The organism is Enterobacter sp. RHBSTW-00994, assembly GCF_013782625.1.
GTDB lineage: Bacteria > Pseudomonadota > Gammaproteobacteria > Enterobacterales > Enterobacteriaceae > Enterobacter.
Map to the genome: position 1 here is coordinate 2,901,566 of NZ_CP056199.1, position 12,041 is coordinate 2,913,606.

General features: G+C 48.6%; 14 protein-coding genes and 3 tRNA genes. 1 reads left to right on the top strand and 16 read right to left on the bottom strand.

From position 1 onward, the window contains the following. Window positions 1-9 precede the first annotated feature (9 nt). The 8 genes from HV346_RS14000 to uvrY all read right to left on the bottom strand — a co-directional run bounded on the left by HV346_RS14000 (window position 10) and on the right by uvrY (window position 4,550). On the bottom strand, window positions 10-504 hold the full coding sequence (locus HV346_RS14000) for a hypothetical protein (RefSeq protein ID WP_181619929.1): 495 nt from the start codon (window positions 502-504) through the stop codon (window positions 10-12). Between the two features lie 3 nt (window positions 505-507). Continuing rightward, window positions 508-768, bottom strand: a complete 261-nt coding sequence (locus HV346_RS14005) for a hypothetical protein (RefSeq protein WP_181619930.1) — start codon at window positions 766-768, stop codon at window positions 508-510. 239 nt (window positions 769-1,007) lie between these two features. Then, window positions 1,008-1,094 (bottom strand) — tRNA-Leu (locus HV346_RS14010). Between the two features lie 12 nt (window positions 1,095-1,106). Beyond that, a tRNA-Cys gene (locus HV346_RS14015) sits at window positions 1,107-1,180 on the bottom strand. Between the two features lie 51 nt (window positions 1,181-1,231). After that, window positions 1,232-1,307 (bottom strand) — tRNA-Gly (locus tag HV346_RS14020). A gap of 152 nt (window positions 1,308-1,459) precedes the next feature. Further along, window positions 1,460-2,008, bottom strand: coding sequence for a CDP-diacylglycerol--glycerol-3-phosphate 3-phosphatidyltransferase (gene pgsA / locus HV346_RS14025; protein WP_181619931.1), 549 nt, complete (start codon window positions 2,006-2,008; stop codon window positions 1,460-1,462). Window positions 2,009-2,064: 56 nt separating this feature from the next. Further along, on the bottom strand, window positions 2,065-3,897 hold the full coding sequence (uvrC, locus tag HV346_RS14030; RefSeq protein WP_181619932.1) for an excinuclease ABC subunit UvrC: 1,833 nt from the start codon (window positions 3,895-3,897) through the stop codon (window positions 2,065-2,067). Next, window positions 3,894-4,550 carry a UvrY/SirA/GacA family response regulator transcription factor gene (gene uvrY, locus HV346_RS14035; RefSeq protein ID WP_181619933.1) on the bottom strand — a complete coding sequence of 219 codons (657 nt, stop codon included), beginning with the start codon at window positions 4,548-4,550 and terminating at the stop codon, window positions 3,894-3,896. Before uvrY ends, uvrC begins: the two co-directional genes overlap by 4 nt. Window positions 4,551-5,021: 471 nt before the next feature. On the opposite strand from uvrY, the gene HV346_RS14040 reads away from it, so the two are divergent. Next, window positions 5,022-5,246 carry a DUF2594 family protein gene (locus HV346_RS14040; protein ID WP_014070751.1) on the top strand — a complete coding sequence of 75 codons (225 nt, stop codon included), beginning with the start codon at window positions 5,022-5,024 and terminating at the stop codon, window positions 5,244-5,246. Window positions 5,247-5,310: 64 nt separating this feature from the next. On the opposite strand, the gene sdiA is transcribed toward HV346_RS14040, so the two are convergent. From sdiA to HV346_RS14080, 8 genes are all read right to left on the bottom strand, one after another. Next, on the bottom strand, window positions 5,311-6,033 hold the full coding sequence (sdiA, locus tag HV346_RS14045) for a transcriptional regulator SdiA (RefSeq protein ID WP_181623790.1): 723 nt from the start codon (window positions 6,031-6,033) through the stop codon (window positions 5,311-5,313). Between the two features lie 222 nt (window positions 6,034-6,255). Then, the gene (gene tcyN / locus HV346_RS14050) at window positions 6,256-7,008 is read right to left on the bottom strand and encodes an L-cystine ABC transporter ATP-binding protein TcyN (RefSeq protein ID WP_181619934.1); all 753 of its coding nucleotides are present in this window, start codon (window positions 7,006-7,008) and stop codon (window positions 6,256-6,258) included. Then, window positions 7,005-7,673: a cystine ABC transporter permease gene (gene tcyL, locus HV346_RS14055; protein WP_181619935.1), complete on the bottom strand. Its 669-nt coding sequence runs from the start codon at window positions 7,671-7,673 to the stop codon at window positions 7,005-7,007. Before tcyL ends, tcyN begins: the two co-directional genes overlap by 4 nt. A 21-nt stretch (window positions 7,674-7,694) precedes the next feature. Further along, window positions 7,695-8,681 (bottom strand): D-cysteine desulfhydrase, encoded by a 987-nt coding sequence (dcyD, locus tag HV346_RS14060; protein ID WP_181619936.1) that lies wholly within the window; start codon window positions 8,679-8,681, stop codon window positions 7,695-7,697. A 106-nt stretch (window positions 8,682-8,787) separates the two neighbouring features. Next, the gene (gene tcyJ, locus HV346_RS14065) at window positions 8,788-9,588 is read right to left on the bottom strand and encodes a cystine ABC transporter substrate-binding protein (protein WP_181619937.1); all 801 of its coding nucleotides are present in this window, start codon (window positions 9,586-9,588) and stop codon (window positions 8,788-8,790) included. 86 nt (window positions 9,589-9,674) lie between these two features. After that, window positions 9,675-10,226: a flagella biosynthesis regulatory protein FliZ gene (gene fliZ, locus HV346_RS14070; RefSeq protein WP_181619938.1), complete on the bottom strand. Its 552-nt coding sequence runs from the start codon at window positions 10,224-10,226 to the stop codon at window positions 9,675-9,677. Between the two features lie 54 nt (window positions 10,227-10,280). Then, entirely contained in the window at window positions 10,281-11,000 is a 720-nt protein-coding gene (locus HV346_RS14075) for an RNA polymerase sigma factor FliA (RefSeq protein WP_181619939.1), read from the bottom strand. A 174-nt stretch (window positions 11,001-11,174) separates the two neighbouring features. Then, the gene (locus HV346_RS14080; protein ID WP_181619940.1) at window positions 11,175-11,978 is read right to left on the bottom strand and encodes a glycosyltransferase; all 804 of its coding nucleotides are present in this window, start codon (window positions 11,976-11,978) and stop codon (window positions 11,175-11,177) included. Window positions 11,979-12,041 lie beyond the last annotated feature (63 nt).

The window sequence follows — 12,041 nt, forward strand, 5'->3', positions numbered from 1 at the left end:
TTTAAAAGGTCATTGTTTAAGAACCAAGGTGTTTAATGCTTCGATGATCTTGCCGAGATAAGAACCAAAAACGAACCACGTGATCCCAGCGCAGGCGGTAATTACTGCGATACCAGTGGCTATAGTAACTTTAGTTCTGGACATGGTTTTTTCTATGTCGTCCAATTTGTCCAGTTTACCATCCATATCTGCAAGACCTGTAAGTTTCACCGCGTGATCCGCCAAGGTGGTATTAATGCTATCGAGCTTTGCTAGTTGCTTTTCAATTCCAGAAAGAGTTCCTTCCATCTTAGAAATGGCGCAGGCAAGAGAGGCATCATTTTTTGCATCAGAAAGATGACTATATACATCATCTACTCGCGAGTTTAGCGTTGAAGATGCAGTTTTCAACTCAGTGACACTTTGAATCAGCCATTGTAAGTGTGTATTGGTTGTCCCACCCTCACCAGACGTAGGACGGTTATCATCCGGAGAGCTGGGTGTGTTAGGACTATAGCCGTTCATTTGCTAAATCCCCCTAGCTGAAAACCAATCCCACATGACCTTGTTATGAAAGCCATAATAACCAGTCACAGGGACAACAATGAACGTACCAATTTCTCTGTTCGGCGCTATAAGATCACTTAACTCCTTCGGCGTTGCCAAGCCAGAAGAAACAAACCAGAATCCAGGGTGTACCTCAAAGTAATCTGGCTCATCAAAATGATTCTTTATCGCAGCCTGAACTTTATGAGGGTCGCTCGTCGCTGCAATTGAGTAGATCGTCATAATCCCTCCTTTAACTTCCTTGAATCCAATCTTTAACTGGGTTTTAAAACTCACTACCTACACTATAATCCTAAGGCAGTTCTTGTCTAATGATAACAACTCGAATCGCTCAAAATTATGCTATAAAACAGAAACATGTTAGGAAATATGTTAGGAAAATAGATTGCAGGTACAAAAAAACCACCCGTAGGTGGTTTCACGACACTGCTTATTGCTTTGATTATTCAGCTTTTTTCCCATGGTAGCCGGAGTGGGACTTGAACCCACACAGCGCGAACGCCGAGGGATTTTAAATCCCTTGTGTCTACCGATTCCACCATCCGGCCTCGGGAAGAAAGTGGAGGCGCGTTCCGGAGTCGAACCGGACTAGACGGATTTGCAATCCGCTACATAACCGCTTTGCTAACGCGCCTTAAATCTTTGTCTTTCGACAAGCACTCGCTAAACGCCAATGCTTTTAATTTGGAGCGGGAAACGAGACTCGAACTCGCGACCCCGACCTTGGCAAGGTCGTGCTCTACCAACTGAGCTATTCCCGCATGTCATCAAGCTGTTATCTAATCACTTGATTTTATTATCGTCCGGCTAACTGTGCCGCCGTTCGATGCGTTGCATTCTACTTATATGACGTTTTGAGTCAACGTTATTTTTTGCATCCCAGGATCGTTTGCTGAAAATTACGGCGAAACGATCACTGATCAAGCAAATCTCCGCGTGCAGCATTCAAATATTGCAGCATTGACCACAACGTCAGTACCGCGGCAACCCACAGCAGACCGATTCCCGCCCACTCAACCCACGCGTTTGGACGCCACAGCATCCAGACCAGAGCCGCCATTTGCGCTGTCGTTTTCACTTTACCAATCCACGACACCGCGACGCTGCTGCGTTTACCCAACTCGGCCATCCATTCCCGTAGCGCGGAAATGATGATCTCGCGCCCAATCATCGTCGCCGCAGGCAGCGTTACCCACCACGTATGATAATGCTCAGCAACCAGAACCATAGCGATAGCGACCATCACCTTATCGGCTACAGGATCAAGAAATGCGCCAAAACGTGTGCTCTGATTCCAGCGACGCGCCAGGTAGCCATCAAACCAGTCGGTCACTGCCGCGACGAGAAAAATGAGTGCACATGCGAAAGGCGCCCAGACAAACGGCAGGTAAAACGCCAATACAAAGAATGGGATGAGCACGACGCGAAAGAGTGTGAGCAACGTAGGGATATTAAATCGCATAATGACGGTAACTGTCTGTTGTCAGTAAAATTTAGCTCTATGTTGCTACAGAGCCCTCAATGTTTCAACGAGTAGTAGATCTTTTCTGCCAGGGCTTGCGAAATACCCGGCACTTTTGCAATTTCCTCTATGCTGGCATTGAGTAATCCTTGCAATCCGCCCATATACTTCAGCAACATTTGTCGACGTTTTGGCCCAACACCATCAATCGTTTCAAGGGTGCTGGTGTTTTTTACTTTGGCCCGTTTTTTACGATGACCGCTAATGGCGTGGTCATGCGATTCATCGCGGATATGCTGAATAACGTGTAGCGCAGGTGAATCCGGTGGCAAACTAAAGCCCTCACCTTCTGGCTCGAAAAACAGTGTTTCAAGCCCGGCTTTACGATCAGCCCCTTTTGCTACGCCTAATAACAGCGGGTGTTGCTTATCCCAGGGAACATCCAGGGATTCAAACACCGCTTTCGCCTGGCCAAGTTGCCCTTTGCCGCCATCGATCAAAATAACATCAGGGATCTTGCTCTCTTCAATGGCTTTACCATAGCGGCGTCGCAGGACCTGGTTCATCGCCGCGTAATCATCACCTGGGGTAATTCCGGTAATATTGTAGCGACGGTATTCCGCACGCAGCGGGCCATTAGCGTCAAACACAACACATGACGCGACCGTCTGCTCACCCATTGTATGGCTGATGTCAAAACACTCCATACGTTTTACTTCGGGTAATTTCAGGAGCGTCGCCAGTGCCGTTAAACGCTGGCTAACTGTCGACTGCTGAGACAGTTTTGTGGTGAGTGCTGTCGCCGCGTTTGTTCTCGCCAGCTTCAGGTAACGAGCGCGATCGCCACGTGGCTTTGTCTGCACATTGACGCGGCGACCTGCCAGCTCCGAAAGAGAGTCTGCCAGCAAGGTTTTATCATCAAGATTAAAGTCGAGCAGAATCTCAGAAGGCAACGTTCGCATCTGGCTGCCCTGCAGATAAAATTGCCCAACAAAGGTTTCAACAACTTCGCCCAGTTCCGTCCCTCCGGGAACTTTCGGGAAATAGCTACGACTGCCGAGCACTTTACCCTGACGAATAAACAGTACGTGGACACACGCCAGACCCGCATCGAAGGAAACGCCAATTACATCAAGATCATCGCCCGTATTCGACACAAATTGCTTTTCAGTTACCCTGCGAACAGCCTGAATTTGATCTCGAATGCGCGCCGCTTCTTCAAAGGCCAGCGCCTGGCTGGCTTTTTCCATACGCGCAATCAATTGAGTCAGCACCTGGTCATCTTTTCCAGCCAAAAACAGGCGCACATAATCAACTTGCTGCGCGTACTCATCTTCGCTCACCAGGCCGGCGACACAAGGCCCCAGACAGCGACCAATCTGATACTGCAAGCACGGGCGCGAACGGTTGCGGTAAACGCTATTCTCGCACTGACGAACGGGGAAAATTTTTTGCAGCAGAGCCAATGTTTCACGCACAGCATAACCGTTCGGAAAAGGCCCAAAATATTCACCCTTAGCGTGCTTGGCTCCACGATGCATCGCCAGACGCGGATGAGTATCACCGCTCAGGAAAATAAACGGATAAGACTTATCATCTCGCAGCAGAACGTTGTAGCGAGGCTGATACAGTTTGATGTAGTTGTGCTCAAGCAGAAGCGCTTCTGTCTCCGTATGGGTGACAGTGACATCTATATTTTGTATGAGTGCAACCAGAGCTTCAGTCTTGCGTGAGGCAAGATTGCTGCGAAAATAGCTGGAAAGGCGTTTTTTAAGATCTTTCGCCTTACCCACATAGATAACCGTACCGCCAGCGTCATACATCCGATAGACACCTGGCTGGCTGGTTACAGTTTTTAGAAAAGCTTTTGAATCGAACACATCACTCACTGACTTGTTAAGGTCTCCGCATTACACAGACCATGACGAATGGCCAGGTGAGTGAGTTCGACATCGCCGTGAATGTTCAATTTACTGAACATCCGATAGCGGTAACTGTTCACCGTCTTAGGGCTGAGATTCAGTTGCTCAGAGATCTCATTCACCTTCTGGCCTTTGGTGATCATCAGCATAATCTGCAATTCGCGCTCAGACAAACTGGCAAAAGGCGACGCCATTTTATCTGGCTCAATTTGGCTCAATGCCATTTGTTGAGCAATATCTGATGCAATGTAACGTTGTCCAGCAAAGACGGAACGGATTGCATTGACGACTTCCTGCGGCGCAGCGCCTTTGCTTAGATAGCCTGCAGCACCGGCCTGCATGACTTTAGCGGGCAGAGGATTTTCGGTATGAACGGTCAGCATGATGACTTTGGTATCAACAAAGGTACGCGCGATTTTGCGCGTTGCTTCAAGGCCACCGATGCCCGGCATATTCATATCCATGAGCACCACGTCTGCGGAGTTTGCGCGACACCACTTCACGGCATCTTCGCCACAGCAGACTTCACCGGCAACTTTAATACCTTTAATGTCTTCCAGTATGCGTCGTATCCCTGCGCGCACGAGTTCGTGGTCATCAACAAGAAGGACGTTGATCAAAGGAAATGTCTCCAGAATAGGGATAAAGCGACTGACTGTTAATTTGGTTTATATTAACGGTTTTCGCCCCAAGATTAAAATGCTAAAAAAGCCGCTATTCGATTTCGCTCTCGTTTTTGGAAATTAGTCTGTACAGCGAGTGGAAAGAGAATCGATGTTGATTTGACTTTTGCTGTTATTTTTAAGTACCTGTATTCATAAGGTTACAAAAACTGCCCCTGAAATACGCTCAGAAAAACAGCTCTCAAACTTTTGTAACAATAATTAACCGTCGTTAAACCGATGCTAAACAATTAATAGTGGAATTACGTGTTCTGACGTTCGTCCACAAATCGTTGTTTACCCAAATAAACGCCGCCCGACAAAGTACAAAAAACAACCATTGCATTTTTTTATCATACCTTGTGGTATACTCCGCCGCCTTAACTTTCATCGTCGCGCTCAAGCGCTGTTTTATAATGAGGAAAATAAATGAGCACACCAGAATTCGCCACCGCGGAGAATAACCAGGAACTGGCACAGGAAGTCTCCTGCCTGAAATCGCTGCTGACACTTATGCTGCAGGCAATGGGTCAGGCCGACGCGGGTCGTGTGATCATTAAGATGGAAAAACAAATCGCGCAGATGGAAGACCAGGCGGAATCAGCGGTATTTGCTAATACTGTTAAGCAAATTAAACAAGCTTACCGCCAGTAAAAAAAACGGCTGGATGCGATGCATTCAGCCGTTGTCTCGTCTGCCACGCAGAACGTTTTTTACATCAGATAAGACCCGTTGCCGCAGCATAGCAGGCAATCTGTGTCTTATTGGGTGCGTTGAATTTCTTCTGCATATTTTTCTGATGGAAATTTACTGTATTCTCCGAAATCGAGAGAATGATCGCTATTTCCGCCGATGTCTTTCCTTCTGCCGTCCACTTCAAAATTTCACGCTCACGTTTGCTGAATTTCATTTCTGGCGGCATGACCATCTCATGTTCAAATCGAAGAAGTGATGTTAAAGCCATCTGCACCAGCATTTGCAGACGCAACTCTAATTCATCATCGTCGATCATATTAACGACCAGGCTAGTACGTGAGACAGAAAGAAATCCTAACGCATGGTTGGGTAACATCAGGCACTGCGTTATTCCCTTGCGTAAACCATAGTCCCGTGCACCATCCCATAATTGCGGGGCATCCGCGAATAATTCATCCGTCCACGGTAAATGCCCCTGCACGAAATTCTCCGGCTTCAACACCGGATCGATGGCGAAATAATTCTCCGACTTATAATGCGCCATCCACTGTTGCGGGTAACTGGAGTGCACAGAAATCTTCGGACGCGTGAATGGTACTGGATGACGAACGCAGAGAGCAAAATAATCGAATTCAAGCGCCTGCGTTTGTCGCTGAAGTTCAAGATAAACCTCATCGGCAGTAGACAACTCCTGAAACCGGAGGAAGCAATCCCGCCGCCATGTGAAAAAGTCTGTATCCCTCATACTTACTGAATAGAGCCTCTGATAAAGATAATCATTATTATGGAAAATATAACGTAACACATAAATCTTATTTATATATACGAAATATCGGCCACAGAACAATTATCTTTAGTTTTGATACGATTTATCCTAACCGAACAGAATAAACGCATGATGAGATGGGTTAATAGGGGGAATATTTTGCTCCAGAGCAACAATCCGGAGCAAAATAGTGCATAAAGGTTACTGCATAAGGAATTTTTCCAGGAACTGCCGTGTGCGTGGCTGCTGCGGATGAGTAAATAAACTTTTTGCGGGTCCTTGCTCCACAATGCGTCCTTGGTCCATAAAAATAGCGCGATCGGCAACGTCACGGGCAAAGCTCATCTCGTGGGTCACAATCACCATCGTACGCTTCTCTTGTGCTAACTGGCGGATGGTGTTCAGCACCTCCCCTACCAGTTCAGGGTCCAGCGCTGACGTGGGTTCATCAAATAAAATGACATCCGGACGCATTGCCAGTGCCCGGGCGATCGCCACGCGTTGCTGCTGCCCACCGGACAAACGTCGTGGGTAGCTGGTCTCTTTACCGGAAAGCCCCACTTTCGCCAGCAGGTCGCGCGCCCTGGCGGTCGCTTCCGCTTTCGACTCCCCCTTCACAATAACCGGTCCTTCAATAATATTTTCGAGTACCGTCCGATGAGGGAAAAGATTAAAGTTCTGAAAAACGAACCCCACATGTTGGCGCAGGCGGCGAATCAGCCCTTTCTGCTGACTCATGGATTTCGCGGTATCAATAGTAATATCCCCGACACGGATCGTACCGCCTTCGGGTTGTTCAAGCAGATTGATACTGCGCAGCAGCGTCGTTTTCCCCGATCCGCTCGGCCCAATAATAGCAACCACTTCCCCCTGCTCGACTTCAAGATCAATTCCCTGAAGCACTGTTTGCCCGTGGAATTTTTTCACCAGGTTTTTGACATCAATCGCACTCATTTCGGATCTCGCTCCTGGCGGTTAAGCTGATTTTCAAAATAGTTTTGCAGTGCAGACAGTACCGTCGCCATCACCCAGTAAATCAGTGATGCCGCCAGATACATCGTAAACACTTCAAGCGTGCGTGATGTGATCAATTGCGCTTGACGGAACAACTCCGGAACCTGGATCGTCGCAGCAAGTGACGTATCCTTCACCAGGCTGATAAAGCTGTTACTCAGAGGGGGCAATGCCACGCGTGCCGCCTGTGGCAGGATAGCGCGTCGCAACGTTTGCCAGGGCGTCATCCCTATACTGGCTGCGGCCTCCCATTGCCCTTTATCAATAGAAGAGATCGCCGCACGCAGCGTTTCAGATGTGTACGCCGCCGTATTAAGTGACAACCCAATCATCGCTGCCGGGATCGGATCCAGTTCAATACCAAACTGAGGTAAGCCGTAATAAATCATAAAGAGTTGGGCGATAAGCGGCGTTCCACGAAACACGGAAATATAGAATCGCGCCAGCCAACGAACCGGCCAGACGGGCGACATCCGCATCAATGCCAGCACAAACCCCAACACCAGGCCAAAGAACATCCCCCCGATACTGAGTTGTAATGTAAACACAGCACCTTTGAGCAGATAAGGCAGTGAATCAATAACTAACTGGACACTTTCTTGCATTATCGTTTTTCGACCCGAAGATTAAACATGAGGGTGATAGGCAAACAGCGCAGGCGCTCCGCCCGTGTGAATAAACAGAATCGGACCTTCATCCTTAAAGCGTTTCTGACTGATACCGTCGACCAATCCAGCCATCGCTTTCCCGGTATACACAGGATCCAGCAAAATGCCCTCAAGGCGAGCCAGCAGTTTTATCGCTTCCAGTCCTTCCTCATTCGGCGTGCCGTAGCCCGGCGCAAAATAGTCATCCCAGAGCACAATATCTGCCTTCGCTTCAAGCTCCAGCTGCTGTGCCACAGCCTGTTGCAACGTGACAACTTTCGGTTTTTGGTCGGCAATGCTGCGCGACACAGTGACACCAATCAACTCAACGTCCGGCATCAGTTGTTCCAGCCCCACAGCAAGCCCGGCATGTGTCCCCGCACTTCCGGATGCCACCACAACAGATGACAGGTTTACCGCCCCTTCACACTGTTGAGCAATTTCCAGTGCGCTTTCAACATAGCCCAGCGCCCCCAGCGCATTTGATCCCCCTACCGGAATCACATAAGGTCGAAAACCTTGCGCCTCTATACGGGTTGCCAGCTCAGAAAGCTGGGCGGTGGGATCGGTCAGAGCATCACACATTTCAACCTGCACGTTGAACAGATCCAGCAACAACCGGTTTCCATTGGTGAGATAGTTTTCCGCCCGCGTACCGATAGGGTTTTCCAGTAATGCCACACAGTGCAGGCCCAACTTTGCCGCCACTGCCGCCGTCTGGCGAACATGGTTAGACTGAATTGCCCCGGCGGTGATCAGTGTGTCCGCCCCTTCACGCAGTGCGTCGGCCGCCAGGAACTCCAGCTTGCGTAACTTATTGCCCCCCATCGCCATGGGCGTCACATCATCACGCTTGATGAAGATATCGCGTCCTACATAATCAGAAAATCGTGGCAAATACTCCAGCGGCGTGGGTGCGCCAATGAACTCAAGACGCGGGAAACGCGTTAAATTCTGCAGTGACATGGAACCTCCGGTAACGCTCTATTTATGTAATATTTTTTATTATGCACGCAGACGCGCAAGAAATAAAAAAGGCGCTTATAAAAGCGCCTTTTTTTTAGTCAACGACTTATTTGGTGATATCTGCCCCGAACCACTTCTCGGAGAGTGCCTTAAGACTACCGTCCTTCTGCATGTCCGCAATTGCACCATCAATGGCTTTCACGAGATCGTCATTCCCTTTACGCACAGCAATACCTGACTCCTGACGAGAGAACGCATCACCCGCAACGGCCAGGGTATCATTGGTTTTCTTCACCAGATCCAGCGCAGCCAGACGGTCAACCAGGATGGCATCGATACGGCCTACACGCAGATCCTGGTATTTTGTCGGGTCATCGTCATAAGTGCGAATATCCACGCCCTGGACGTTCTTGCGCAGCCACTCTTCGTAGTTCGTGCCAAGACCCACGCCAACTTTCTTACCTTTCAGATCCGCCGCTGTTTTGATCGTCCCTTCGTTACCCTTCTTCACCAGCGCCTGAATACCAGACACGGTGTATGGCGTAGAGAAATCATATTTCTTCTTACGCTCGTCAGAAATGGTCACCTGGTTGATCACAACATCTATACGTTTGGAATCAAGCGAGGCCAGCATACCGTCCCATTTGGTCGGTTTCAGCGAGGCTTCAACCCCAAGATGTTTTGCCAGTTCTTGTGCAAACTCCACTTCGAAACCGGTCAATTTACCGTCATCACCCTGGAAGCTGAACGGAGGATAGGTTCCTTCCAGTCCAACCAACAACGTGCCACGCTCTTTCACTTTATTCAGCAGATTTTCTGCTGCGAACGTTTTCACGCTCATACCCGCGACCAGCGCAATAGCCATTACACCCATCAGCGCCTGACGACCCAGAAGTGCTAATTTCATAATTACCCCGATATAGTGGAATTTTTGGGTAGTGTAGTGCCTTCATCTATAACGTCAAAGGCGACTGTGCTACATCTTATTCTTTTTTAATATATATCAGAAGTTGTCTCTAGGTGGACTTTCTGCTTCATCATGCCCGGCATTTGTACCTTATATTGTGCATACTTGCGCAGCGCGATACGGTAATTATTGGTACTTGTCGCAGGCAACCACGGTTCCAGATTCTCATCCAGATAACCGGTTTTCAGCAGATCACGAGAAATATTTTGCACGGTCAGATGCTGGCCCAGGCGGCGCAAGCGAACGACATATTCGCGCACCGTACCATGGCTCATCTCCGTTTGTTCAAACAGGAATTGTTTGAAGCCGATGATATCAAAGAAATCGCTCTGCTCTTTACAGTGCAGATCGCCACAGAAACGGCATAATGCCACCCACTCTTTTTGCTCTTCCTGCCATGCTGATTCATCCATCAACGTGTCGAGACGGGAAATCGCAATCTTATTGACGATTTCACCGCGGCGAACCAGCGTGATACGGTCGAGTAACTTGTTGCAATGGGCGCAATGCGTCTGGCTGTGTTTAAAGTCTTTCAGGTAGCGGCTTAAAGGCCGTCTTTTAGATTGCTGCACCGTCATGATAACTCCTGGTTGTCAATACGTTGTGCGGCACTTTTCAGGCGAATCACTCACCTATAACTTACCCAGCTTGGTGCGTAAGCGTTTAATGGCCTGGCTGTGCAGCTGACTAACCCGTGACTCCCCTACTTCCAGTACAGCGCCAATCTCTTTGAGATTGAGCTCTTCCTGGTAATAAAGGGTCAACACCAGTTGTTCACGCTCAGGTAAAGCTTCAATAGCTTCCATCACGCGGTGGCGTAAATTACCTTCCAGTAAATGGTGTAACGGGTTTTCTTGCTGGTGCTCATCGGTCACCAGCTCGATACTATCGCCATGCTCTTCACGCCACTCATCATAAGAGAAGAGCTGGCTATTATTGGTATCGAGCAACATCTGGCGATACTCTTCAACAGCAATACCAAGACGTTCCGCGACTTCTGTTTCCGTCGCGTTGCGTCCCAATTCCTGTTCCAGCTGTCCCATCGCATGTGCCACTTCGCGTGCGTTGCGGCGAACACTGCGCGGAACCCAGTCGCGGCTGCGCAGTTCGTCCAGCATCGCACCACGAATACGCTGTACTGCGTAAGTAGTAAATGCCGTTCCTTGCAGAGCGTCGTATCGGTCCACTGCATTCAATAACCCGATACCGCCCGCCTGTAGCAGATCGTCCAGTTCCACGCTCGCCGGCAAACGCACCTGGAGGCGCAATGCTTCGTGACGCACCAGCGGGACATAACGCTGCCACAGCGAGTGTTTATCCATTACACCTTCAGCGGTATAGAGTGAATTCACGATAAACAGCCCTGCGTTAGTTGAGTTATCGGCATGATTATCCGATTCTGCAGGGGTTTTAATCGAGTGAATAGTGGGTGAAATAAGGGGTTATTTTGACAGTTGACCGCCAATGGGCAGCAACCAGGAGCAGTAGCTCCTGTGCTGTTCACCGGAAAAGGCAAATATTACTGACTAGCTATTAACAGCATATTTGCTATGAATAGTCTCTAATATTCTTGTGACCTTTTTCGTATTCTCAATTGTAATATCGACAGTCTGATAGCCATGTTTTTGTATAAAATACTGGTTGGCCACCGCCACGATCGCACGGAATGTCAACTCACCAGAAATCGTAGACTGCTTAACACTCCAGCCTTCATCGCCAATATAATCCTGCGAATCAGGAATATCTGCGAAGTACCCAAATGGAGGATGCATGCCCGCGTTAATGATCGCGATAGTGTGGTCAACATGTTCCAGAGCGTTATAAAAACGCTCATCCATCAGCCCAACCGTATCAAGGGAAAGCGCCGTGTAATAGCTAAATGCCCCGACGCAGGAAGGGAACATAAAGAGTTTATCTCTGCCAAAATCGCAGCGCATGCGCATCCTGGGCAGGCCCTGCTGATCCATGTTTTGTTTGCCGTGCTGACTAAAATTGAAATGTTGCACGCCGGTGAGTCTGGACATCTCAATGTAGCGGAAAAAGACATCGCTACGTTTAACAAAAACATCGTCTTCAATCAGAAAGAAATGATCGACATCTCTCCCGCGAAGATAGGAAAGAGCGCGGTTTTTGCTAACACCTACGCCAAGGTTTTCCTCATTCAAAATATAATGGCAATCCAGCCCTGCATACTCGGGAAAATGTTCGCCATCATTGACGATCACGAGTTCATCAATACATTCCCGCGGCAGTGAGTTAAATAGCTTGAGCAGCCCATCTTTACGATTATAGGTGACGATACCCACGCCAATCTTTTTACCCTGATACATACGCCACTCATCCGTTAATTAATTTACAGATCGCCAGAGATACGTATCCCCTGACGTGAAAGA

Coding starts and splice junctions, on each gene's coding strand:
- HV346_RS14000 (WP_181619929.1), bottom strand. CDS start 504: ATGAACGGCTATAGTCCTAACACACCCAGCTCTCCGGATGATAACCGT.
- HV346_RS14080 (WP_181619940.1), bottom strand. CDS start 11,978: ATGTATCAGGGTAAAAAGATTGGCGTGGGTATCGTCACCTATAATCGT.
- tcyL (WP_181619935.1), bottom strand. CDS start 7,673: ATGCAAGAAAGTGTCCAGTTAGTTATTGATTCACTGCCTTATCTGCTC.
- pgsA (WP_181619931.1), bottom strand. CDS start 2,008: ATGCGATTTAATATCCCTACGTTGCTCACACTCTTTCGCGTCGTGCTC.
- tcyJ (WP_181619937.1), bottom strand. CDS start 9,588: ATGAAATTAGCACTTCTGGGTCGTCAGGCGCTGATGGGTGTAATGGCT.
- HV346_RS14005 (WP_181619930.1), bottom strand. CDS start 768: ATGACGATCTACTCAATTGCAGCGACGAGCGACCCTCATAAAGTTCAG.
- fliZ (WP_181619938.1), bottom strand. CDS start 10,226: ATGACGGTGCAGCAATCTAAAAGACGGCCTTTAAGCCGCTACCTGAAA.
- tcyN (WP_181619934.1), bottom strand. CDS start 7,008: ATGAGTGCGATTGATGTCAAAAACCTGGTGAAAAAATTCCACGGGCAA.
- dcyD (WP_181619936.1), bottom strand. CDS start 8,681: ATGTCACTGCAGAATTTAACGCGTTTCCCGCGTCTTGAGTTCATTGGC.
- HV346_RS14040 (WP_014070751.1), top strand. CDS start 5,022: ATGAGCACACCAGAATTCGCCACCGCGGAGAATAACCAGGAACTGGCA.
- sdiA (WP_181623790.1), bottom strand. CDS start 6,033: ATGAGGGATACAGACTTTTTCACATGGCGGCGGGATTGCTTCCTCCGG.